Annotated in this window: 21 protein-coding genes; 10 read left to right on the top strand and 11 right to left on the bottom strand. The window is 59.9% G+C overall.

The window, feature by feature from the left end:
* Positions 1 to 249 precede the first annotated feature (249 nt).
* The 4 genes from AC3ZVB_RS09995 to AC3ZVB_RS09980 all read left to right on the top strand — a co-directional run bounded on the left by AC3ZVB_RS09995 (position 250) and on the right by AC3ZVB_RS09980 (position 2,917).
* Complete coding sequence (locus tag AC3ZVB_RS09995) at positions 250 to 1,152, top strand: chemotaxis protein CheV (protein ID WP_162437249.1); 903 nt, start codon at positions 250 to 252, stop codon at positions 1,150 to 1,152.
* 27 nt (positions 1,153 to 1,179) lie between these two features.
* Positions 1,180 to 1,638 (top strand): GNAT family N-acetyltransferase, encoded by a 459-nt coding sequence (locus AC3ZVB_RS09990; protein WP_490146447.1) that lies wholly within the window; start codon positions 1,180 to 1,182, stop codon positions 1,636 to 1,638.
* 57 nt (positions 1,639 to 1,695) lie between these two features.
* The gene (locus AC3ZVB_RS09985) at positions 1,696 to 2,022 is read left to right on the top strand and encodes a hypothetical protein (protein WP_490146408.1); all 327 of its coding nucleotides are present in this window, start codon (positions 1,696 to 1,698) and stop codon (positions 2,020 to 2,022) included.
* Positions 2,023 to 2,167: 145 nt separating this feature from the next.
* Complete coding sequence (locus AC3ZVB_RS09980; RefSeq protein WP_162437247.1) at positions 2,168 to 2,917, top strand: YkgJ family cysteine cluster protein; 750 nt, start codon at positions 2,168 to 2,170, stop codon at positions 2,915 to 2,917.
* A gap of 153 nt (positions 2,918 to 3,070) precedes the next feature.
* Here AC3ZVB_RS09980 and AC3ZVB_RS09975 read toward each other — a convergent pair whose 3' ends face one another.
* Together AC3ZVB_RS09975 and AC3ZVB_RS09970 are read right to left on the bottom strand one after the other, a co-directional pair.
* Positions 3,071 to 3,328: a hypothetical protein gene (locus AC3ZVB_RS09975; protein ID WP_162437246.1), complete on the bottom strand. Its 258-nt coding sequence runs from the start codon at positions 3,326 to 3,328 to the stop codon at positions 3,071 to 3,073.
* 140 nt (positions 3,329 to 3,468) lie between these two features.
* Complete coding sequence (locus AC3ZVB_RS09970) at positions 3,469 to 3,795, bottom strand: type 1 fimbrial protein (protein ID WP_490146407.1); 327 nt, start codon at positions 3,793 to 3,795, stop codon at positions 3,469 to 3,471.
* Positions 3,796 to 4,054: 259 nt separating this feature from the next.
* Between AC3ZVB_RS09970 and AC3ZVB_RS09965 the strand changes: the two genes are divergently transcribed.
* The 6 genes from AC3ZVB_RS09965 to AC3ZVB_RS09940 all read left to right on the top strand — a co-directional run bounded on the left by AC3ZVB_RS09965 (position 4,055) and on the right by AC3ZVB_RS09940 (position 12,666).
* Positions 4,055 to 5,215, top strand: a complete 1,161-nt coding sequence (locus AC3ZVB_RS09965; protein WP_490146406.1) for an efflux RND transporter periplasmic adaptor subunit — start codon at positions 4,055 to 4,057, stop codon at positions 5,213 to 5,215.
* Entirely contained in the window at positions 5,212 to 8,337 is a 3,126-nt protein-coding gene (locus AC3ZVB_RS09960; protein ID WP_490146405.1) for a multidrug efflux RND transporter permease subunit, read from the top strand. The genes AC3ZVB_RS09965 and AC3ZVB_RS09960 overlap by 4 nt, the downstream gene beginning before the upstream one ends.
* Before the next feature lie 9 nt (positions 8,338 to 8,346).
* Complete coding sequence (locus AC3ZVB_RS09955) at positions 8,347 to 9,024, top strand: heavy metal response regulator transcription factor (RefSeq protein ID WP_077044915.1); 678 nt, start codon at positions 8,347 to 8,349, stop codon at positions 9,022 to 9,024.
* Positions 9,014 to 10,378 carry a heavy metal sensor histidine kinase gene (locus tag AC3ZVB_RS09950; protein WP_490146404.1) on the top strand — a complete coding sequence of 455 codons (1,365 nt, stop codon included), beginning with the start codon at positions 9,014 to 9,016 and terminating at the stop codon, positions 10,376 to 10,378. The genes AC3ZVB_RS09955 and AC3ZVB_RS09950 overlap by 11 nt, the downstream gene beginning before the upstream one ends.
* Before the next feature lie 303 nt (positions 10,379 to 10,681).
* Positions 10,682 to 10,906 (top strand): hypothetical protein, encoded by a 225-nt coding sequence (locus tag AC3ZVB_RS09945; protein WP_162437270.1) that lies wholly within the window; start codon positions 10,682 to 10,684, stop codon positions 10,904 to 10,906.
* Between the two features lie 257 nt (positions 10,907 to 11,163).
* Positions 11,164 to 12,666, top strand: a complete 1,503-nt coding sequence (locus AC3ZVB_RS09940) for a sensor domain-containing diguanylate cyclase (RefSeq protein WP_490146403.1) — start codon at positions 11,164 to 11,166, stop codon at positions 12,664 to 12,666.
* A 178-nt stretch (positions 12,667 to 12,844) separates the two neighbouring features.
* Here the strand turns inward: AC3ZVB_RS09940 and lpxC are convergent, their stop codons facing one another.
* The 9 genes from lpxC to murD all read right to left on the bottom strand — a co-directional run bounded on the left by lpxC (position 12,845) and on the right by murD (position 23,316).
* Entirely contained in the window at positions 12,845 to 13,756 is a 912-nt protein-coding gene (gene lpxC, locus AC3ZVB_RS09935; RefSeq protein ID WP_008060300.1) for a UDP-3-O-acyl-N-acetylglucosamine deacetylase, read from the bottom strand.
* A 112-nt stretch (positions 13,757 to 13,868) separates the two neighbouring features.
* Positions 13,869 to 15,062: a cell division protein FtsZ gene (gene ftsZ, locus AC3ZVB_RS09930; RefSeq protein WP_162437241.1), complete on the bottom strand. Its 1,194-nt coding sequence runs from the start codon at positions 15,060 to 15,062 to the stop codon at positions 13,869 to 13,871.
* 78 nt (positions 15,063 to 15,140) lie between these two features.
* Positions 15,141 to 16,400, bottom strand: a complete 1,260-nt coding sequence (ftsA, locus tag AC3ZVB_RS09925; RefSeq protein ID WP_253431696.1) for a cell division protein FtsA — start codon at positions 16,398 to 16,400, stop codon at positions 15,141 to 15,143.
* Between the two features lie 15 nt (positions 16,401 to 16,415).
* Positions 16,416 to 17,285 (bottom strand): cell division protein FtsQ/DivIB, encoded by an 870-nt coding sequence (locus AC3ZVB_RS09920; RefSeq protein ID WP_162437240.1) that lies wholly within the window; start codon positions 17,283 to 17,285, stop codon positions 16,416 to 16,418.
* Positions 17,286 to 17,289: 4 nt separating this feature from the next.
* Positions 17,290 to 18,246, bottom strand: a complete 957-nt coding sequence (locus AC3ZVB_RS09915; protein WP_490146402.1) for a D-alanine--D-alanine ligase — start codon at positions 18,244 to 18,246, stop codon at positions 17,290 to 17,292.
* Positions 18,243 to 19,703 carry a UDP-N-acetylmuramate--L-alanine ligase gene (gene murC, locus AC3ZVB_RS09910; protein WP_490146401.1) on the bottom strand — a complete coding sequence of 487 codons (1,461 nt, stop codon included), beginning with the start codon at positions 19,701 to 19,703 and terminating at the stop codon, positions 18,243 to 18,245. Before murC ends, AC3ZVB_RS09915 begins: the two co-directional genes overlap by 4 nt.
* Positions 19,696 to 20,766, bottom strand: a complete 1,071-nt coding sequence (gene murG, locus AC3ZVB_RS09905; RefSeq protein WP_162437237.1) for an undecaprenyldiphospho-muramoylpentapeptide beta-N-acetylglucosaminyltransferase — start codon at positions 20,764 to 20,766, stop codon at positions 19,696 to 19,698. The genes murC and murG overlap by 8 nt, the downstream gene beginning before the upstream one ends.
* On the bottom strand, positions 20,756 to 21,973 hold the full coding sequence (gene ftsW, locus AC3ZVB_RS09900) for a putative lipid II flippase FtsW (RefSeq protein WP_490146400.1): 1,218 nt from the start codon (positions 21,971 to 21,973) through the stop codon (positions 20,756 to 20,758). Before ftsW ends, murG begins: the two co-directional genes overlap by 11 nt.
* Positions 21,970 to 23,316 carry a UDP-N-acetylmuramoyl-L-alanine--D-glutamate ligase gene (murD, locus tag AC3ZVB_RS09895; RefSeq protein ID WP_490146399.1) on the bottom strand — a complete coding sequence of 449 codons (1,347 nt, stop codon included), beginning with the start codon at positions 23,314 to 23,316 and terminating at the stop codon, positions 21,970 to 21,972. The genes ftsW and murD overlap by 4 nt, the downstream gene beginning before the upstream one ends.
* Positions 23,317 to 23,320: the final 4 nt, after the last annotated feature.

Genomic DNA, 23,320 nt, shown 5'->3' with positions numbered 1-23,320 from the left:
GCGAAGCCTGCGTTCGGCTGCGAAGCAGTCGTGAAACCTGAGTATCGGGTCCCGTTGAGTCACTGGGTCGACTATATAGACGACTGCTGCGCAGCCGAACGCAGGCTTCGCCAGCTGCTACATAGGTCGCGTCGGTCGGTGATACCGGGTAATTGACCTAAAGCCTGCCCTTTACGAGTCGATAACCCGGCATCGATAGCTGTTGGCGATCCCGCGATCGCCTGCCACCTTTTTCCACAGAAGGTTTTTATGTCTTCCAACAAAGCCCGCGCAGACTCACTTTCGCTTCTGCTGTTTACCTTGCGCAGCGGCAAGCTGATGGCAATCAACCTGCTGAAAGTCAGTGAAATCATTCCCTGCCCGCCACTGACCAGGCTTCCGGAATCGCATCCACACGTCAAAGGCATCGCCACCTTGCGCGGTATGTCCCTGTCGGTGATCGACCTGAGTCGGGCCATCGGCGAACGTCCGCTTGAAGACCCCAACGGTGGTTGCCTGATCGTCACTGACGTCAGTCGCTCCAAGCAGGGCCTGCACGTCCAGGCGGTGAGCAAGATCGTCCACTGCCTGACCACTGACATCCGCCCACCGCCTTATGGCTCTGGCGGCCTGCGCTCGTATATTACCGGCGTCACGTCGGTCGACGGTACGCTGGTGCAGGTGCTGGATATCGAGAAAGTCATCCACGGCATCGCCCCGGCCCAGATCGAATCAGCCCCGACCGAACTCAGCATGGAAGACGCCGAAATACTCGGCACCGCGCGAATTCTGGTTGTCGATGACAGCCAGACAGCGCTGCAACAATCGGTACACACCCTGCGCAACCTCGGCCTGCAATGCCATACCGCCCGCAGCGCCAAGGAAGCCATCGACTGCCTGCTGGACCTGCAAGGCACTGATCAGCAGATCAACCTGATCGTCTCCGACATCGAAATGTCCGAGATGGACGGCTACGCCTTTACCCGGACCCTTCGCGAAACACCTGACTTCTCGCACCTCTACGTGCTGCTGCACACGTCGCTGGACAGCGCGATGAACAGCGAAAAGGCGCGACTGGCGGGCGCGAATGCCGTGCTGACGAAGTTTTCCTCACCCGACCTGACCAAGTGCCTGATCACAGCGGCCAAGGCTGTCGCAGAACAGGGTCATTGAGTGTTGGCTGAGCAATTCTGTTTCTTGATGCGGCGCAACCTCACCGAGGCTGTGCCTGACTTCATCTGGCCGCAGGACATCGTGTTGACCCACTACCGTCCTGAACTGGCCGAGGCCGTTCATCAGCTGATGGAGATGGGTTATCAGCAAGGCGGCGGGCGAGTACCGGCGCTGGATCTCTGGCAACGGCGCTTTGAAACCGACCCCGAGTACGATCCGAGCCTGTGCTTTATTGCGCTGGATGCTCAAGGCGTCGTGGGCGTGGCCCAGTGCTGGACCAGCGCCTACATCAAGAACCTGGTGGTGCACCCTCGAGCCCAGGGCCGGGGATTGGGACGTGCTTTACTGCTGCAGGCGTTCAACGTGTTTCAACAGCGGCGCGAAGGGTTTGTGGATTTGAAGGTGCTAGAGGACAACGTTCGGGCGCAGCATCTGTATGAAAGTGTCGGGATGCGTGTCGTTCGCCGGGAACTGGTTCCGGGTTGATACCGCTATCGCCCCATCAGGCATACTGGCCACCAAAAGCCCAAGGACTCCTGAACCATGAAAGCCAGCACTCTGTCCCTTCTCTGCCTCACGGCCCTGGCCACCCACGCCAACGCTTCCAGTTCCGACGCCTGGGCTGCCTACGACAAGGCCGTGATCGCCAGCTGCACCAAGGCCAGCGGTCTGAAGAACGTCAAACCCGTCGGCAAGTCCGCGCAGTTCGATGACCGGGTCGACTACACCGCCCTCCTGCTGCAAGGCCAGTACCCGCAAAAACACATGAAAGGCCAGCAAGGGACCGAGTTGTGCCTCTACAACAAGAAAACCAAAACCGCCTACGTCACCGAATGGGATTCGATTCGCCCGACCACCAAGGCGCAGTGACCGGTCAGATCGGTTAATGCTGCAGGTCGGGCATTGACCGGTTCTCGCCATCAAACGGATGTGTGGCGCATAACTTGCTTCGACGCAGGTCTTCGCGGTGGCTTTCTGTCGCCGATTCCTGCTTCCGGATGCGACTGACTGCTCAATGAATACGACGTTTTCCTGCGTAGGTTGCGGCAAATGCTGCAACGACCACCATGTCCCTCTGACCCTGGAAGAAGCCCGCATGTGGGCGAATGACGGCGGCCAGGTGATCGTGTTGGTCGAAGGTTTTCTGGGCAATGGCCTCGGGCTGCCCCTGCAGCAACGCGAACACGCCGAACGCCGTTCGGCGGTGGTTCGCAGCGGCGAGTCCGACGCGTACGTCGCCATCACCTTTGCTGCGTACAACGCCGGTCGCTGCCGGAATCTTGACGAAGACAACCTTTGTCGCATCTATGAACGTCGCCCCTTGGTGTGCCGCATCTACCCGATGGAAATCAATCCGCACATCCCCCTGAACACCGCGGTGAAGGAATGTCCGCCGGAGTCGTGGGAAAAAGGACCGGATCTGATTGTGGGGGGTGAATTGGTGGATCAGGAACTGGCAGGGTTGATCCATCGTTCCCGTCAGGCGGATCGTGACGAGATTCAAACCAAGGATGCGATTTGCGCGTTGCTGGGGATTCGCACCACCGCGCTCAAAGGTGACGGATTCACTGCCTATCTGCCGGACATGACGGCGTTTGCCACGACCCTCGATGAGGTGATCGGGCAAACGCTACCGGAATGGGGCAGTGAGTGGCAGTTTCATCTGTCAGGTGAAGACGTCGCCGGGCAGGTGCTGGCGGCGGGGGCGGAAGTGGCACGCGAGATGACGCCGAACTATGCGTTCATCTCGTTGCGGGCGGCTTGATTCAGCCAGAAGTGCTGTGCCTGAGGTGGCCTCATCGCGAGCAGGCTCACTCCTACACCGAACCGCGCCTGGCGCGGTTTAAATGTGGGAGCAAAGCTTGCTCCGGGCGGCGTTCCGACGATAGCGGTACAGCGGATACCAAAGATCTGAAACCTAACGCTTGCCCATCGAACGACGAGTACCCGGAGGCGCGGCACCTGGCGTCTTGGTGTGGCCGTTCTTAGCGCCGTTCTTGTACCACGGCTGGCTGGCGCTCTTGGCCGCTGCCAGGTCACCCGGTTTGAACGGGAACTTGAACGCCGGAATGGCGGCTTTGGTTTCGCTGTCTGCGCTGGAGTCGACGCTGTCTGGCAGGTCTGCCTGGTCGTCGCTCAAAGCGGCGGCAACCGGCGGTTGTGTCGGGGAAGTCATGAAAGCTCCGGGGTGATGCAATAGAGTCGGGCCCGGTCAGCGAGCCGCGAAAGGCGGCAGTATACCTGCACGGCCGACACACGCACGCGCACCTTCGGTCGGCCGTGAAAGAATTGCCCCTCGACCCTGCCCGCTGCTTCCTACAGGTAGGTGATGGTGACGATGCCCTTTTCAGACGTTGTCACCACGCCGATCCCGTCTGAACTCAAGCGCTCGAACGTCGCCGTAAGAGGCATCGAGCCGCGAGCACAAGCATTTCGGTAGGTGTTCACCTCTACGCTCACCCCCGGGGTTACCTGAAGACGTCTGGACTCGGTGAATTGCACAGCACCGGCCTGCCCTACCGCGCACCCGGCCTCGACAATCTGACCGACAAAACTGATCTGCCCCGATTCACTTCTGGGCGCAGCAGTCACCGCTAGCGGTATAAATAACAGCCCACTCGAAAATAGAAATGTCAGCTTCATTTCAAGGCCACTCCGTTATTGTTTTGAGGTCACACCTTTTGTATCTGCTCACAGGGAAAGATCTTTAGTCAGCGTAGTTCCTGTCGCTAACAGCCCCGCCCTCACACGGGAGCGTCTTGTACGCGGATATTTCACGCAGGCGCGCACGAAACTGACAGCGCCGTCAGTTAGCAGTCACTTTCCTGACGGCGTAACAGGGCTATAAGGAAGGTATAAACCTGACCGTCCTTCCGTCTCATCTGCCCGGCGCCCGACTCGCATGCGAATTCAGAAAAAACCCGTCCTGCTCGCCACCCTTCTGATCGCGCTGTTAGCGCTGGGCGTCTGGTACGTGACAAAACCGGCCACGGCAAAACTCGCGGCACCCACGGCAATCCCCGTGCGGGTGGTCAACGTCGCCGAAAAAGACGTCCCTCGCTATGTCACCGGTATTGGTTCGGTCCTGTCGCTGCATAGCGTTGTCGTGCGCCCGCAGATCGACGGCGTCCTCACCAAATTGCTGGTCAAGGAAGGTCAGTTGGTCAAGGCCGGCGACCTGCTGGCCACCATCGATGACCGCACGATTCGCGCCAACCTCGATCAGGCCCGGGCACAACTGGGCGAGAGTCAGGCGCAGCTGCAGGTGGCCCTGGTAAACCTCAAGCGCTACAAACTGTTGAGCATCGATGATGGCGTTTCCAAGCAGACCTACGATCAGCAACAAGCATTGGTGAACCAGCTCAAGGCCACGGCACAGGGTAATCAGGCATCGATCGACGCGGCACAGGTGCAACTTTCCTACACCCAGATTCGCTCCCCGGTGACAGGTCGCGTCGGTATTCGTACCGTGGACGAAGGTAACTTCCTGCGCATGACGGATACCCAAGGGTTGTTTACGGTGACCCAGATCGATCCGATCGCGGTGGAGTTCTCGCTACCGCAGCAAATGCTGCCGACCCTGCAAGGCCTGATCAACGACCCGGAGCATGCTCAGGTCAAGGCCTACATCGGCGCCGACACCGACGGTGAGACCGACAACCTACTGGGCGAAGGCCATCTGACCCTCATCGACAACCAGATCAACGCCAACACCGGGACCATCCGCGCCAAGGCGGAATTCAACAATGCCGGACAGAAGCTGTGGCCCGGTCTGTTGGTGACGGTAAAAATCCAGACAGCGCTGGATAAAGATGCGCTGGTGGTCCCGCCTACCGTCGTACAACGCGGGCTCGATCAGCATTTCGTTTACCGGGTCAAAGGCGACAAGGTCGAAACCGTCCCGGTACAGATGGTCTATCAAGGCAGCGGCCAGGACATCATCAAAGGCGTGAACCCGGGCGATGTGTTGGTCAGTGATGGTCAGTCTCGGCTCAAGCCAGGCTCGACGGTTCAGGTGCTGACCGAGCCACCGCAGGTGGTTCAATCGGAGCCTAAGCCATGAAGGGTCATGGCTCGGTTTCCGCCTGGTGCATTGATCATCCGGTGGCGACGATCCTGCTGACCTTCGCCCTGGTATTGCTCGGCGTTATCGCCTTTCCGCGCTTGCCGATCGCTCCGCTGCCGGAAGCCGAGTTCCCGACAATTCAGGTGGCCGCGCAGTTACCCGGCGCCAGTCCGGAAACCATGGCTTCATCGGTGGCCACCCCACTTGAAGTGCAATTCAGCGCCATCCCCGGCGTGACCCAGATGACCTCGAGCAGCGCCTTGGGCTCGACCAACCTGACCCTGCAATTCACCCTCGACAAAAGCATCGACACTGCCGCGCAGGAAGTTCAGGCCGCGATCAACACCGCCGCCGGCAAACTGCCTAAAGACATGCCGACGTTGCCGACCTGGAGGAAGGTCAACCCGGCCGACAGCCCGGTGCTGATCCTGAGCGTCAATTCGACGCAGATGCCCGGCACCGAACTCAGCGACCTGGTGGAAACCCTGCTCGCCCGTCAGATCAGTCAGATCGACGGCGTAGGCCAAATCAACATTACCGGTCAGCAACGTCCCGCGATTCGCGTGCAGGCTTCGGCCGATAAACTCGCGGCCATCGGCCTGACGCTGGCGGACATTCGCGTGGCGATCCAGCAGACCAGCCTGAACCTGGCCAAAGGTGCGTTGTACGGAGAGTCGAGCATCTCGACGCTGTCCACCAATGACCAGTTGTTCCACCCCGAGGAATACAGCCAGCTCATCGTTTCCTACAAGGACGGTGCGCCGGTTCACCTCAAGGACGTGGCCAAAGTGGTCAACGGTTCGGAAGATGCCTACGTTCAGGCCTGGGCCGGCGATCAGCCGGGGGTCAACCTGGTGATCTCCCGTCAACCGGGGGCCAACATCGTCGAGACCGTGGACCGCATTCAGGCGGCCCTGCCGGCGCTGGAAGCCATGTTGCCGGCCTCGGTCCAGGTCAAGGTGCTGGTCGACCGCACACAGACCATTCGCGCCTCCCTGCATGAAGTGGAAATCACGCTACTGATCGCCGTCCTGTTGGTGGTGGCGGTCATGGCGTTGTTTCTGCGCCAATGGTCAGCAACGTTGATCGTGTCGGCGGTGCTGGGGGTATCGCTGATCGCCAGTTTCGCCCTGATGTACATCATGGGGTTCAGCCTGAACAACCTGACGCTGGTGGCGATCGTGGTGGCCGTGGGGTTTGTGGTGGACGACGCGATCGTGGTGGTGGAGAACATTCACCGCCATCTGGAGGCCGGCGACGGCATGCGCGAGGCGGCGATCAAGGGCGCCGGCGAGATCGGCTTCACCGTGGTGTCCATCAGTTTCTCGCTGGTGGCAGCGTTCATCCCGCTGCTGTTCATGGGCGGCGTGGTCGGGCGGTTGTTCAAGGAGTTTGCGCTGACGGCAACGTCGACCATCATGATTTCGGTGGTGGTTTCGCTGACGCTGGCACCGACGCTGGCTGCACTGTTCATGCGTGCGCCTGTGCATCACGCCCACAGCAAACCGACGTTCGGCGAACGTTTGCTGGCCGGCTACGAAAAACTGCTGCGCCGCGCCCTGGCCCATCAGAAATTGATGATCGGTGTATTTGCCCTGTCACTGGGCTTGGCAGTGGCAGGCTACATCTTCATTCCCAAGGGCTTCTTCCCGGTGCAGGACACCGGTTTTGTCCTCGGCACCACCGAAGCCGCCGCCGATATTTCCTACGGCGACATGGTGAAAAAACACCTGGCGATGGCCGAAATCGTCGCCTCCGATCCTGCCGTTCAGGCGTTTTCCCATTCGGTGGGCGTCTCCGGCAGCAACCAGACCATCGCCAATGGCCGATTCTGGATCTCCCTCAAAAAGCGTGGTGACCGCGATGTCTCGGCCAGTCAGTTCATCGACCGGATTCGCCCGCAACTGATGAAAGTCCCGGGCATCGTGCTTTACCTGCGCGCCGGGCAGGACATCAACCTCAGCTCGGGCCCGAGTCGCGCGCAGTACCAGTACGTACTCAAGAGCAACGATGGCGCGACCCTCAGCACCTGGACCCAGCGCCTGACGGAAAAACTGCGCAGCAACCCGGCATTCCGCGACATTTCCAATGACCTGCAACTGGGCGGCAGCATTACGCACATCAATATCGACCGCAGCGCCGCTGCGCGTTTCGGGCTGACCGCCAGCGATGTAGACGAAGCGTTGTACGACGCTTTTGGGCAACGGCAGATCAATGAATTCCAGACCCAGATCAACCAGTACAACGTGATCCTGGAGCTGGACACCCAGCAACGCGGCAAAGCTGAAAGCCTCAACTACTTCTACCTGCGCTCGCCGTTGAGCGGTGAAATGGTGCCGCTGTCGGCCCTGGCCAAATTCGATGCGCCAACGGTCGGCCCGCTGTCCATCGCCCATGACGGCATGTTTCCCGCTGCCAACCTGTCGTTCAACCTGGCGCCTGGCGTCGCGCTGGGCGATGCGGTGATCATGCTCAACCAGGCCAAGGCGGAAATCGGCATGCCGGCGGCCATGAGCGGTAACTTCCAGGGCGCGGCCCAGGCGTTCCAGAGTTCGCTGGCCAGCCAGCCATGGCTGATTCTTGCGGCCCTGTTGGCGGTCTACATCATTCTCGGCGTGCTGTACGAGAGCTTCGTCCATCCGTTGACCATCATTTCGACGCTGCCTTCTGCGGGGCTCGGAGCGGTCATCATGCTGTGGATTTGCGGCCAGGACTTTTCGATCATGGCGCTGATCGGCCTGGTGCTGCTGATCGGGATCGTGAAGAAGAATGGCATCCTGATGATCGACTTCGCCCTCGACGCACAACGCAATCGGGGCTTGCCGCCGGAAGAAGCGATTTATGAGGCCTGTATCACCCGATTCCGGCCGATCATCATGACCACGCTGGCCGCCCTGCTTGGCGCCTTGCCGCTGATGCTTGGCTACGGCACCGGCGCCGAGCTGCGCCAGCCATTGGGTATCGCGGTGGTCGGTGGCTTGCTGGTGAGCCAGGCGCTGACGCTGTTCACCACTCCGGTCATATACTTGTGGCTTGAGCGGGTTTTCCACCGGGGCTCACCCACTCCAGCACCCATACCAGCACCCGCAGCGATGCCGGGGCTGGCGAACACAGACTGAGGCGGGGTCATGCGCGTTCTGATTATCGAAGACGAAGAAAAAACCGCGGATTATCTGCACCGTGGCCTGACGGAACAGGGTTACACCGTGGATCTCGCGCGCGATGGTGTCGAGGGTCTGCACATGGCGCTGGAAAGCGACTACGCGGTGATCGTCCTCGACGTCATGCTCCCGGGCCTCGATGGCTTCGGCGTACTGCGTGCCTTGCGTGCGCGCAAGCAAACACCGGTGATCATGCTCACCGCCCGCGAGCGTGTCGAAGACCGCATCAAAGGGCTGCGCGACGGTGCCGACGATTACCTCGGCAAACCGTTTTCCTTCCTGGAACTGGTCGCGCGGTTGCAGGCCCTGACCCGGCGCAGCGGCGGCCATGAACCGGTGCAGGTGAGCATCGCCGACCTGTGGATCGATTTGATCAGCCGCAAGGCCACCCGCGCCGGCACCCGCCTGGACCTGACGGCCAAAGAATTCTCGCTGCTCAGCGTGCTGGCCCGCCGCCAAGGTGAAATCCTCTCGAAAACCGCCATTGCGGAGATGGTCTGGGACATCAATTTCGACAGCGATGCGAACGTTGTCGAAGTGGCGATCAAGCGCCTGCGCGCCAAGCTCGACGGGCCATTCGACGAGAAACTCCTGCACACGATTCGTGGCATGGGCTATGTGCTGGAGAGCCGTGGTGTCCAGTAATTCGATTGCCTTGCGTTTGAGCGGAATGTTCACGCTGGTGGCGCTGTTGGTGTTCCTGTTGATCGGCTGGGCGCTGTATCAACAAGTCGACAAGGGCTTGGGCCTGCTGCCGGAAGCGGAACTGGACGCGCGCTACAGCGTGCTCGAATCCACCGTCGGCCGTTACGGCACGCCCGAGCATTGGGTGAAGATCAATAACAAGCTCAAGCTGCTTGGCGAAGAAGACAAACGCATCAGCTTCTGGATTACCAGCGGCGACCCCCACTACGAATACGGCAACCTGACACCGCAGATTCGCGCGTTCGCCGAAGGTCCGCTGGGCATGCGCGACTTGAAATTACCCGAACAGCCCTACCCCCTGAAAGTGCTGGTCAGTCAGTTCCCGGCCAAGGACCAGCGACCGCCGCTGCGTTTCATGATCGGCATCGACACCGAGACGTTTTTCCAGACGCAACATCACCTGCTGATCGCGTTGATCAGCCTGGCGATCATTGGTGTGCTGCTGGCCTCGGCACTGGGCTACTGGGTGGCGCGGATCGGCCTCAAGCCACTGATCAAGCTGTCTCAGGAAGCGCAACGGTTGGCGCCGCCCTTGTTGTCCGGGCGCCTGCAGTTATCGCCACTGCCGCCGGAGCTCAATCAATTCGTCAACTCTTTCAACTCCACGCTGGAGCGGGTCGAACAGGCTTACTCGCGCCTTGAATCCTTCAACGCCGACGTGGCGCATGAACTGCGCTCACCACTGACCAACCTGATTGGCCAGACCCAGGTGGCACTGACTCGCGGCCGGTCGGCGGAGCATTACTTCGAGGTACTGCAATCGAACCTTGAAGAGCTCGAGCGACTGCGCTCGATCATCAACGACATGCTGTTCCTGGCCAGTGCCGATCAGGGCAGCAAGGCCACCAAACTGACGTCAACCTCCCTGGCGGATGAAGTGGCGACTACGTTGGAATATCTGGATTTCATCCTTGAAGATGCACAGGTTCGGGTACAGGTCAGTGGCGATGCGCAAGTGCGGATCGAGATCGCTCATTTGCGTCGGGCGCTGATCAATCTGCTGAGCAACGCGGTGCAGCACACTGAGCCTGGACAGGTGATTCAGGTAAGGATCGAGGTCGAGGCGCATCAGGTGAGTATCGGCGTCGCCAATCCGGGATCGCCGATTGCCAGCGAGCACCTGTCGCGGTTGTTCGAACGGTTCTATCGGGTCGACGCCTCGCGTAGCAACAGCGGAAACAACCATGGGTTGGGGTTGGCGATCGTCAAGGCGATTGCACTGATGCATGGTGGGGATGTGTTCGTGCGCAGTGATCAGGGCGTGAACACCTTCGGGATTCACCTGCCTGTCTAAACCAAGTCCCACGCAGCCCCCCTGTAGCAGCTGGCGAAGCCTGCGTCCGGCTGCGGTGTGGTGAGGGGATTTGGCGAAACGTCGCAGCGGCCCCAAAAACTTTACGACTGCTGCGCAGCCGAACGGGGATAAATCCCCTCACCACCGGCTTGGGCGAGTCCATCCAATTACAGGTAAGGCGCCGCTCTTCAACTATTGCTTTAAGCGCAACAGTCCTTTCATGAATCCGTTCTTTTTCCCCCCTCCATTCCCCCTTATCGTTGCGCCACCAAACAGCACTTGCCAAGCAAGAAGGTTTTAAAGATGTCCAACACCATGGGTATTGCCAGCGCTTTCGTTTTGTCCTCATTGTTCCTTTCCCCGCTCGCCTTTGCCGAAGAGTCCCAGGCCTTCGTTGCGCACAACAACGAGCGTGCCGCCGCGTTCGAAGCGTACCAAAGCGAAATGACGGCCAAAGCGCAAGATGCCGCGCAAACCCCACAAGCGTCGAATGCTCAGTCCCGCCAAACGATTGAGAAAGACAGCTGATCAACCGAATCCGCTCTGTTTCCCTCGACACTTTTCATCGGCTCTTCCCTTTGAAAAGTTGTCTTCAAGCCGCTGCTATCAGCGGCTTTTTTTCGTCGCGAATTTAGACTTCCCTGGCTCGCTGTGCCTGAGTAGACGCGTCAACGCTTCAGGGTGATCGTCGACTACCCCGCTAATGTCTTCTAAGCTTCAATCAATCAGGGACCGGCACGAGTGCCGGTTTTTTTGTTCTGGACGTATATGCGGACATCATTCCCATGATCACGAGCCGCCTGCCGCAGGTTTCAGGCAAGAACCGTCGACCTGAAATCATGGTGATCCTCGGCAGCTCCCTGACCGTCATCGCGATCATCAGCATCGTCACCTTCCTGCTGATTCGCGAACACGCCAGCGCCCAAGAAGCCGCGACCCGCAGCGCGACCACCATCGCTCAACTCATCGATGCCGACGTGTTGCGCACCGTGGAACTCTATGACCTGTCCCTGCAAGGCCTGATTGCGGCAGCGCAACGGGACGATTTGAAACAGGTGTCTGCACAAATTCGCCATCTGGTCCTGTTCGACCGTTCCACCACGGCGCGTTTCAAAGGTGACATTTTGCTGCTGGACAAGCATGGCGAGGTACTGGCTGACTCTTCCCTGATCGAGCCAAAGCCTGGCAACTTCGCGGACCGTGATTATTTCCAGGCACATGTTTCCAGCCGCGACACCGGCATGTTCATCAGCCGCCCTTTCAAGCCTCGCTGCGACTGCGAAGACAGCAATGAATGGCGGATCAGCCTCAGCCGCCGGATAGCCTCCCCAACCGGTGAACTCCTGGGTGTTGCCGTGGCGTCGATGCGTCTGACCTACTTCGACCAACTGTTCAACACCCTGAACATCGGCAACGACAGCACGCTGAACATCATCAACGACGAAGGCATCCTGCTGGCTCAGAAGCCGTACCTGGAACACGATTCGATCGGTAAGAGTTTCGCCAATCGCCCTAACATCATGCGCATCCTGCGCGAGGGCAGTGGCAGCTTCAACAGCGTGTCGAGCATTGACGGGCAGCAGCGGCTGTACACTTTTTCCAGGGTGGGTAATCTGCCGCTGACGGTGATCGTCGCCCTTTCCGGTACCGACGTGTTTGGGGCGTGGAGACGAACGGCGATGGTGATCAGCGGCGCCGCAGGCGTGCTGTGTATCGGCCTGCTATGGCTGAGCTGGTTGCTGTGCCGGGAGCTGCGTCTGCGCCACAACGCCGAGCAGGAATTGTCCCTGTTGGCCGCCACCGACGCGCTGACCGGTGTTGCCAATCGCAGGATTCTGGACCTGACCCTGCGGCATGAATGGTTCCGCGCCCAGCGATCCGGCCTGCCATTGTCGGTGCTGATGATCGATGCCGACCATTTCAAGGCTTTCAACGATCGACACGGCCATCAGCGTGGCGACGAGGCATTGCGAACGATAGCCAAGGTGATTTCAGCCAATGTGCGACGTCCTGCAGATCTGGTGGCCCGCTATGGCGGCGAAGAGTTTTCCGTGATCCTGGCGGAAACCGACAGCGCGGGCGCGCAGAAGATTGCCGAACAGATCCGTTCGGCGGTGGAACAATTGCCACGGGTGGAAGGCGATGACTCGCCGATGACGGTCAGTATTGGTATCAGTACCTGGACCACCAAGACCGACGCCACGCTGGAGCAATTGCTGTTTGCGGCAGACAAGGCGTTGTATCAGGCGAAGGAGCGAGGGCGTAATCGGGTGGTGGCTGCGCTGTGAAATCCTTGGTGTGACAAAGGGCCTCATCGCGGGCAAGCCCGGCACCCACAAGGTCATGCGTTGCCTGTGGGAGCCGGGCTTGCCCGCGATGAGGCCGCTACAAGCACCGCTTCACTTTTGCGCGGACATAAAAAAAGGCCACCCGAAGGCAGCCTTTAAAAACTAGAGAGGTTTTTACTTACACGGCCGCAACTGGACGCATGTAAGAGATCGGTGCTGTGCTGGCGTCTTCGAAAGTCACGACTTCCCAAGCATCTGTCTGCTCAATCAACTTGCGCAGCAGCTGGTTGTTCAATGCATGTCCGGACTTGAAGCCCTTGAACTCACCAATCAGGCTATTGCCCAGCAGGTAGAGATCACCAATAGCATCGAGGATCTTGTGCTTCACGAATTCGTCTTCATAGCGAAGGCCGTCTTCGTTCAGTACACCATCCGCGTCGACCACAATAGCGTTTTCAACGCTGCCGCCGAGTGCGAGGTTGTGCTTGCGCAGGTACTCGATGTCACTCATGAAACCAAAGGTACGGGCGCGGCTGACTTCTTTTACGAACGAAGTGCTGGAAAAATCCACGCTTGCACTTTGTGTGCGGTCACGGAAAACCGGGTGATCAAAATCGATCTCGAAGCTCACTTTGAAACCTTCGAAAGGGACGAAAGTGGCGCGCTTGTCGCCGTCTTCCACTGTCACTTCCCGCAGGATCCGGATGAACTTCTTGGCAGCGTCCTGTTCTTCCAGGCCAGCCGACTGAATCAGAAATACGAAGGGTCCAGCGCTACCATCCATGATTGGTACTTCGGACGCGGAGAGCTCGACGTAGGCGTTATCGATGCCCAGGCCAGCCATGGCCGAGAGCAAGTGCTCCACCGTGTCCACTTTGACGTCACCGTTAACCAGTGTGGTCGACATAGTGGTTTCGCCAACATTTTCTGCGCGAGCAGGTATCTGCACCACAGGATCGAGGTCAGCACGACAAAACACAATGCCGGTGTCGATAGGCGCGGGCTTGAGGGTCAGGTATACCTTCTCCCCGGAGTGCAGGCCTACACCTGTGGCACGGATAATATTTTTCAGTGTGCGTTGTTTAATCATGGCTTGGGCCGCTTCAGCGCAAATTGCGAACTGGTATCAACAAAGGCTGGCGATAATAGCAGACCAGACCTTTGCTGAACACCAATCACCTTCATAGCCCTGATACATTCCATCAATCGGCCTGACGACGCAGGAAAGCCGGGATGTCCAGGTAGTCCAGGTCATCTTGCGGATTCATCTTCGCGGCAGTCGCTGCACCGGCCTGAGCCTGGTTGCGCATAACGGTCGGACGGTCCAGATCACGGTAGTTCACAGCAGGTGCGTCCTGACGAGCGGGCGCCTGTTGTTGTGGCTGGGAAGCCATGGAGGTGTGAACGGTATTGTCGATAATCTTTACAGGTTTCTCGATTTTAGCGCCCAGACCAGTGGCAACCACGGTCACGTGCAGCTCGTCACGCATGTCCGGATCGATAACGGTACCGACCTTGACCATCGCGTGTTCGGAAGCGAAGGCTTCGATGATGCTACCCACGTCGGAGTACTCACCCAGGGACAGGTCAGGACCGGCGGTGATGTTCACCAGGATGCCACGTGCGCCTTGCAGGTTCACGTCTTCCAGCAGCGGGTTGCGAATGGCCGCTTCGGTGGCCTCGCGTGCACGGTTCGGACCGCTGGCGCAGCCAGTGCCCATCATTGCCATGCCCATTTCGCTCATCACGGTACGTACGTCGGCAAAGTCGACGTTGATCATGCCCGGACGCTTGATGATGTCGGAGATACCGCGAACGGCACCGGCCAGTACATCGTCTGCCTTGGCGAAAGCCGACAGCAGGCTGGCGTCCTTACCGAGGATGGTCAGCAGCTTCTCGTTGGGAATAGTGATCAACGAGTCGACGCTTTCAGACAGCAGACGGATACCTTCGTCAGCGATCTGCATACGCTTGCGGCCTTCGAACGGGAACGGACGCGTCACTACCGCAACGGTGAGAATGCCCATTTCCTTGGCCACTTCAGCAATGATCGGCGCAGCACCGGTACCGGTACCACCGCCCATGCCAGTGGTGATGAACACCATATTGGTGCCCTGCAGGACTTCGGCAATGCGCTCACGGTCTTCGAGAGCGGCCTGACGACCTACTTCAGGGTTGGCACCAGCGCCGAGACCTTTGGTCACGCCAGTACCCAGTTGCAGGATGGTCCGCGCGCCGATGCTTTTCAGCGCCTGGGCATCAGTGTTGGCGCAGATGAATTCAACGCCTTCAATGTTGCTCTTGACCATGTGGTTGACAGCGTTGCCGCCGCCTCCGCCAACACCGATAACTTTGATGACCGGGCTTGCGGGGATGTTGTCTACGAGTTCGAACATTTTCCCTCTCCTTTACATTCTCTAGTTTTTTCGCCTACTGCTTTTGTTGCCGTGCTGCATGTCGCTTGAAACTGTTGCTTAGAAGTTGCCTTGTACCCAGCTCTTGATGCGATCGATCAAAGCGGGTTTCGGCTCTTCATTGCTGTAACTGTCGCGGCTGCTGATGCCCGAGAACGAAATCCCGTCGGACTGCTTTTGCAGGCCGTACATCAACAGGCCGACGCCTGTGGAGTAAATCGGGTTGCGGACCACGTCATCGAGGCCCTTCACACCATGGGGCACGCCCAGGCGTACCGGCATGTGGAAAATTTCTTCGGCCAGTTCGACCGCGCCTTCCATTTTCGACGTACCACCGGTCAGCACGATGCCGGCCGGAATCAGGTCTTCGTAGCCACTGCGACGCAGCTCGGCCTGGATCAACGTGAACAGCTCGTCGTAACGCGGCTCGACCACTTCGGCCAGGGCCTGACGGGACAGTTCGCGCGGTGGACGGTCGCCAACGCTTGGCACCTTGATGGTTTCACCGGCACCGGCCAGTTTGGCCAGGGCGCAGGCATAGCGAATCTTGATTTCTTCGGCGTACTGGGTCGGGGTACGCAACGCCATGGCGATGTCGTTGGTGACCTGGTCGCCTGCAATCGGGATGACCGCCGTGTGACGGATCGCGCCTTCGGTGAAGATCGCGATGTCGGTGGTGCCGCCACCGATGTCCACCAGGCAAACGCCCAGCTCTTTCTCGTCATCGGTCAGTACCGAATACGCGGAAGCCAGTTGCTCGAGAATGATGTCGTCGATTTCCAGACCGCAACGACGCACGCATTTTTCAATGTTCTGTGCAGCGTTGACCGCGCAGGTCACAACGTGGACCTTGGCTTCCAGACGTACACCGGACATGCCCAGTGGCTCACGTACGCCTTCCTGGTTATCGATCACGTAATCCTGCGGCAGGGTATGCAGTACGCGCTGGTCGGCCGGGATCGCTACGGCCTGGGCGGCGTCGAGGACGCGTTCAAGGTCGGCGGAGCTGACTTCGCGATCGCGGATCGCAACGATGCCGTGGGAGTTCAGGCTGCGGATGTGATTGCCTGCAACACCGACGAACGCCGAGTGAATTCGGCAACCGGCCATCAGCTGCGCTTCTTCGATTGCGCGCTGGATCGATTGCACGGTGGACTCGATGTTCACCACCACGCCTTTTTTCAGGCCACGGGAAGGGTGGGTACCGATCCCGACGATTTCCAGCGTGCCGTCGTCCGAGACCTCGCCGACCAGCGCCACCACTTTGGAGGTGCCGATATCGAGACCGACGATCATTTTCCCGCTTTGCACGTTTGCCATGGGTCCTGCCTCTTCTTAATTCTTCGCGACAGCGGGTTGGGCTGCCGTGGGCGCTACAGGTTCCCGCCAGCCAACAGCGAGGCCGTTGGCGTAGCGCAGATCGATGCGCGCAATGTTCGTAATCTGTTCTTTAAGCGTCTTGTCATAGATGGCAATGAAGCGGCGCATCTTTTCCAGCAGGTTGCCGCGTCCGAGCAACAGTTCGATTCCCGGGCCCGCGCTGCCGGCGCCAGTGGTCAGGAACCAGCTGCCCCGGTCACGCAACTCCAGGCGTGCAATCGAGAAGCCCAAAGGCCGGAGCATCTGGCTCAGTACCTGGTATTGCTGCATCACTTGCTGTTGCGCCCGTTGTGGGCCGAACAGCTGTGGCAAATGTTCGTAATTGGCCAGCTCACGCGGGGTAAACGCCTGCCCCTGGTTGTTCAACAGCGACTCATCGCCCCAACGCGCCACCGGCAGTTGTTCTTCCAGGCGGATCACGACCTGGTCCGGCCACACCCTGCGCACTTCGGCGTGGGCAATCCATGGCATCTGTTCCAGCTCGGTCCGCATGCTGGCCAGGTCAATGGTGAAGAAACTCGCCGCCACGTAAGGGGCGATCCGTTGCTGCACCGCTTGCTGGCTGATGTAACTCAAGTCGCCCTGTACGGCGATCTTGGTGATCGGTCGATCCGCGTACGGCAGCAACCGCTGTGCGCCTTCGTAGGTACCAAAGCCCAGCGCGACCAGCAGCACCGGCCAGAACAACGCTTTGAGAAAGCCAAAGTTGGCTTTCGGCAGGCGCGCAGACATCGGCTCTTTAGCCACCATTCGGCTGGCACCCCGCGGCACCGGCTTGCGGCCGGGCGGTGCGGGAGGCTGATGTCTAAGCTGTGCGCCTTGCATGGTCTTACCCTCGCGGCTCAATGCTTGCGGCCAGAATGGCCAGAACCAACTGCTGGAAATCCAGACCGGCAGCACGGGCCGCCATCGGCACCAGGCTGTGATCGGTCATACCGGGAGCGGTGTTGACTTCCAGGAACCAGAACTGCCCGTCGGCGTCCTGCATCACGTCTGCCCTGCCCCAACCGGCGATACCCAGCGCCTCACAGGCTTTCGCCGTGAGGTCCATCAATTCTTTTTCCTTGTCGACGTCGAGACCGCACGGAATCCGGTACTGCGTATCGCAAGCTACGTACTTGGCGTCGTAGTCGTAGAAACTGTGCGTCGTGCCCAGGGCAATCGCAGGTAACACCTGGTCACGCAGGGTGGCGATGGTGAACTCCGGACCTTGAATCCATTGCTCGACCAACACTTGCGAATCGTAGGTACTGGCCGCTTTCCAGGCGTCGATCAACTCAGACGCGGAAGTCACTTTGGCCATGCCGATACTTGAACCTTCATGGGCCGGTTTGACGATCAAAGGGAAGCCCAGTTCCGTCGCTGCAGAAATACAATCGGCCTCGCAACCCAGTACCGCATGACGCGGCGTAGGAATACCCAGACTGTGCCAGACCTGTTTGGTCCGCAGCTTGTCCATGGCCAGCGCCGACGCAAGGATGCCGCTGCCGGTATAGGGAATACCCAGGCATTCCAGCAGGCCCTGCATGCTGCCGTCTTCACCGCCACGACCGTGAAGGATGATGAAGGCGCGATCGATTTTTTCGTTCAGCAGACGCTGCAACAGATCATCGCCTACGTCGAGACCGAACGCGTCCACACCCGCGCTTTGCAGCGCTTCGAGAACCGCATTGCCCGACTTCAAGGAGACCTCACGCTCGGCACTCTTGCCGCCAAAAAGCACGGCAACGCGGCCGAAGTCTTTCGGCGCGACAGTGGAGACGAGGTTGGCGTATGCAGCGGTCATTTCAACTTCCCCACGGTCGGTGCGGCAACGGCACCAGCGAACAACGGACTCTTCAACAGTTTCGGTGCGAGACCACCGATATCACCGGCGCCCTGGCACAGCAGGATGTCGCCGGCACGCAGCAGCGGCTTGACCACTGGCGCTAGATCAACGCCACGCTCGATGTAGATCGGGTCGAGCTGGCCACGTTGACGGATGCTGTTGCACAACTTGCGGCTGTCTGCGCCCGGGATCGGTTCTTCACCGGCCGGGTAGACTTCCATCAGCAGCAGGACGTTGGCATCGGCCAGTACATTGACGAAATCGTCGTACAGGTCGCGGGTGCGGCTGTAGCGGTGCGGCTGGTAGACCATCACCAGACGGCGCTCCGGCCATCCACCGCGCACGGCCTTGATCACCGCGGCGACTTCGGTCGGGTGGTGACCGTAGTCATCGACCAGCATCACGTTGCCGCCTTCGACCGGCAGTTCGCCGTAGACCTGGAAGCGACGGCCAACGCCCTGGAACCCGGACAGGCCCTGGACGATGGCTTCATCGCTGACACCCTCGTCAGTGGCGATGCAGATGGTCGCCAGTGAGTTCAATACGTTATGGTTGCCCGGCATGTTCACCGAAACGTCCAGCGGATCACGATCCGGGCGCAGTACGGTGAAGAAGGTTTGCATGCCCTGCTGACGCACGTTGATCGCGCGCACGTCGCAATCGTCGCCGAAGCCATAGGTCACGGTCGGACGCTTGACCAGAGGCAGGATTTCACGCACCACCGGATCGTCCAGGCACACCACCGCCAGACCGTAGAACGGCAGGTTGTGGAGAAACTCGACGAAGGTTTTCTTCAGTTTGTTGAAGTCACCGTCGTAGGTCGCCATGTGATCGGCGTCGATGTTGGTGACCACGGCAACCAGCGGCTGCAAGTGCAGGAAACTGGCGTCGCTTTCGTCGGCTTCGGCGATCAGGTAATGGCTGGTGCCAAGCTGTGCATTGGTGCCCGCTGCATTCAGTCGGCCACCGATCACGAATGTCGGGTCCAGGCCGCCGGCTGCGAACACCGAAGCGATCAGGCTGGTGGTCGTGGTTTTACCATGGGTACCGGCGACGGCAATGCCGTGGCGATAGCGCATCAGCTCCGCCAGCATTTCGGCGCGCGGTACCACGGGAATACGACGTTCCAGCGCGGTGGCGACTTCCGGGTTGGAGGTGTTCACGGCACTCGAGGTGACCAGTACATCGGCAGTCGCCGCATTCTCGGCACGGTGGCCGATATAGATGTGCGCACCGAAGGATTCGAGACGTTCGGTGACCGGCGAGGCTTTCAGGTCGGAACCGGACACTTCGTAGCCCAGGTTCAACAACACTTCAGCGATACCGCACATGCCCACGCCGCCGATACCGACGAAGTGGATACGACGGATACGGCGCATTTCCGGTTGAGGCATGGCTTTCTGATTCTCAACCATGGGCCACCTCCAGGCAGGTATCGACAACGTTACGGGTAGCGTCGGGTTTGGCCAGTCGGCGTGCGGCAAGAGCCATGTCGGTGAGTCGTTGTGGTTGCATCAGGACCTCTGTCAGGCGCGCGGCAAGATCCGCTGCGCCGGTCGTTCTTTGTGGCATCAGGAAGGCAGCGCCTTCACGGGCCAAATAGTCGGCGTTGCGGGTCTGGTGATCGTCGATTGCGTGGGGCAGAGGCACCAGCATCGAGGGCAGACCGGCGGCGGCCAGTTCACTGATGGTCAGCGCGCCTGCGCGGCACACCACCAGGTCGGCCCAGCCATAGGCTTGGGCCATGTCTTTGATGAAAGGCTGCACTTGCGCCTCGACGCCAGCCGCGCGATAGCGCTCTGCAGTCACTTCATCGTGGTTTTTACCAGCCTGATGAAACACTTCCGGACGCAGGTCAGCGGCAACTTGCGACAGGGCTTCAGGCAACAATTTGTTCAACGGTTCTGCGCCCAGGCTTCCACCCAGGATCAGCAAACGCGCCTTGCGACCGGCCAGGGCCTGCCGCGGTGTTTCGAGGAACAGCTCGGTACGCACCGGGTTACCGGTGGTGCGGCGGCTGTCCGACAGGGTAAAGGTGTCGGGGAATGCTTCACAGACTCGGGCGGCCAACGGCACCAGCAACCGATTGGCGGTACCGGCCACGGCGTTCTGTTCGTGAACGATCACCGGAACGCCAGCCAGTTTGGCGGCAACGCCACCCGGGCCGGTCACATAGCCACCAAAGCCAACAACGCAGACGGGCTGCAGCTGACGAATGATCGCCCGCGCCTGCCACACCGATTTAAGCAACATGAACGGTGCCTTGAGCAGGGACAATTTGCCCTTGCCCCGCAGTCCGCTGGCATTGATCCGGTGCAGCTCGATACCGGCCAACGGCACGAGCTCGTTTTCAATGCCGCGCGGAGTACCGAGCCAATGCACGGTATAACCGCGGGCCTGGAATTCGCGCGCACACGCCAGTGCCGGGAACACGTGGCCGCCGGTGCCGCCTGCCATGATCAGCACGTTAGCGCCCATGGGTCGGCTCCTCGGCGAAGTCACTTTCCTGGAACTCCATCTCTTCGCTGCCCAGGTGGGTTCGACTCTCCCACTCGATACGCAGCAACAAGCCAAGACAGGCACAGCAAATCACCAACGAACTACCGCCATAGCTGAGGAACGGCAGTGTCAGGCCTTTGGTTGGCAACAGACCGACGTTCACCCCGATATTGATCAGGAACTGACCAATCCACAGGAACGACAAGCCATAGGCGATGTAAGCCGCGAAGAATTGCTTGGCTTTCTCGGCCCAGTAGCCGATGTACATGCCACGAATACAGACGAAGGTGAACAGCGCAACAGTGAACAAGGAACCCACGGCGCCCAGCTCTTCTGCCAAAACAGAGAACACGAAGTCGGTGTGGGCTTCCGGCAGGTAAAACTGCTTCTGCACGCTATTGCCCAGGCCGACACCCAACCACTCGCCACGACCGAAAGCGATCAATGCCTGGGACAGCTGATAACCCGCACCGAACTGGTCAGCCCATGGATCCGCGAAGTTGGTCAGACGCGCCATGCGATAGGGCTGAACCTGAATCAGCAACACCACCGCCGCAACGGCGAGAACCACCATCAGGGAGAACCGGAACAACCCGACCCCGCCGAGAAACAGCATCGCTGCGGCAGCGCCCATCATCACGACGGTGGCCCCGAAGTCCGGCTCCATCAGGAGCAGACCGGCCATTGGCAGCAGCACGATGAACGGCTTGAAGAAGCCCATCCAGCTTTCACGCACTTCTTTCTGGCGACGCACCAGGTAACCGGCGAGGTAGATCACCACGAACACCTTGGCGATCTCGGAAGGCTGGACGTTGAAGAAGCTGAACCCGATCCAGCGCATCGAACCGTTCACTTCACGGCCGATGCCCGGGATGATCACCATCACCAACAAGCCGAACGCACCAATCAGCATCAGCCAGCCCAGGCGCTGCCAGGTAGCGATCGGGATCATCATGGTGACGATGCAGGCACCCAGGCCCAACACCACGTAAATAAGGTGGCGAATCATGTAATACAGCGCGCTGCCGGACTGCACCGCCGCCACTTCGGTGGACGCCGATGCAATCATGACCAGACCCAGGCCGAGCAATGCCAGGCAACCGGCGAGCATCGGAAAATCCAGGTCGATACCGCGCCCGGTGATGATCGGCGACGGGTAAGGCTTGATGATATTTTTCAGACTCATGCCAAGTCCTCCACGGCGCGGGCGAACAACGTTCCGCGCTCTTCGTAGTTCTTGAACATGTCGAAACTGGCGCAGGCGGGCGACAGCAGCACCGCATCACCTGGCTCGGCGATGGCGCGGCATTGCTCCACCGCTTCGTTCAGCGAGCTGACGCGAATCAATGGCACGGCATCGCCGACGGCCTGGGCGATCAGGTCGGAGTCGCGGCCCATCAACACCACGGCGCGGCAGTTGACTGCCACCGGGTCACGCAGGTCCTTGAAGTCGGCACCCTTGCCGTCGCCACCGGCGATCAACACGAGTTTGCCGTCGATGTCCGCGCCCAGCCCTTCGATGGCGGCCAACGCGGCCCCGACGTTGGTGGCTTTGGAATCGTTGTAGTAGCTCACGCCATTCAAGTCGCGAACCCACTGGCAGCGGTGCTCAAGGCCAGCGAAGGTGCGCAGGCTCGCGAGCATGGCGTCGAAAGGCAGGCCGACCGCATGACCCAGCGCCAAGGCCGCGAGGGCGTTGGACTGGTTATGGGCGCCACGAATTTTCAATTCGCGCACGGGCATCAGGTTCTGGAATTCGAAGGCCAGGTACTTCTCGCCTTCTTCTTCGCGGATACCGAAGGCCTTGAAATCAGGCTTGGTCAAACCGAAGGTCCAGCAAGGCTGGCCTTCGCCCATCAGTGGGCGGCTCAGGGCATCCTGGCGGTTGACCACGAACTGTTTGGCACCCCGGAAAATCCGGTGCTTGGCCAGGTGATAAGCCGGCAGGCCGCTGTAGCGGTCCATGTGGTCTTCACTGACGTTGAGCACGGTCGCCACTTCGGCGCCGAGGTTATCGGTGGTCTCAAGCTGGAAGCTCGACAGTTCCATCACGTACAGCTCGACGTCGTCGCTGAGCAAATCCAACGCTGGTGTGCCGAGGTTACCGCCAACAGCAACACGCTTACCGGCCGCAGCCGCCATCTCGCCGACCAGCGTGGTGACGGTGCTCTTTGCGTTGGAACCACTGATGGCAACGATCGGCGCCTTCGCGTGACGCGCGAACAGCTCGATGTCGCCGGACAATTTCACGCCACGGGCGGCGGCAGCCTGCAGGGCCGGGGTCGCCAGCGCCAGGCCGGGGCTCACGTAGAGCTCGTCGGCACGGCACAGGAATTCGACGTCCAGCTCGCCACAACGCACTTCCACGTGCGGATAGTCACGCTTGAGCGTGGCCAGTTCCGGTGGATTTTCCCGCGTGTCGGCGACAGCAAACGACGTGCCCCGGTTCGCCAGGAAGCGAACCAGGGACATGCCGCTCTTGCCGAGGCCGACAACGATGCGGAAGTGGTCAGAAGCGATCAGAGACACTCGT

It is taken from the genome of Pseudomonas sp. MDV22-iso1 (assembly GCF_058145095.1).
Note: the sequence above shows the minus strand (reverse complement) of the source record. Positions and strands in the feature narration are given on the sequence as shown.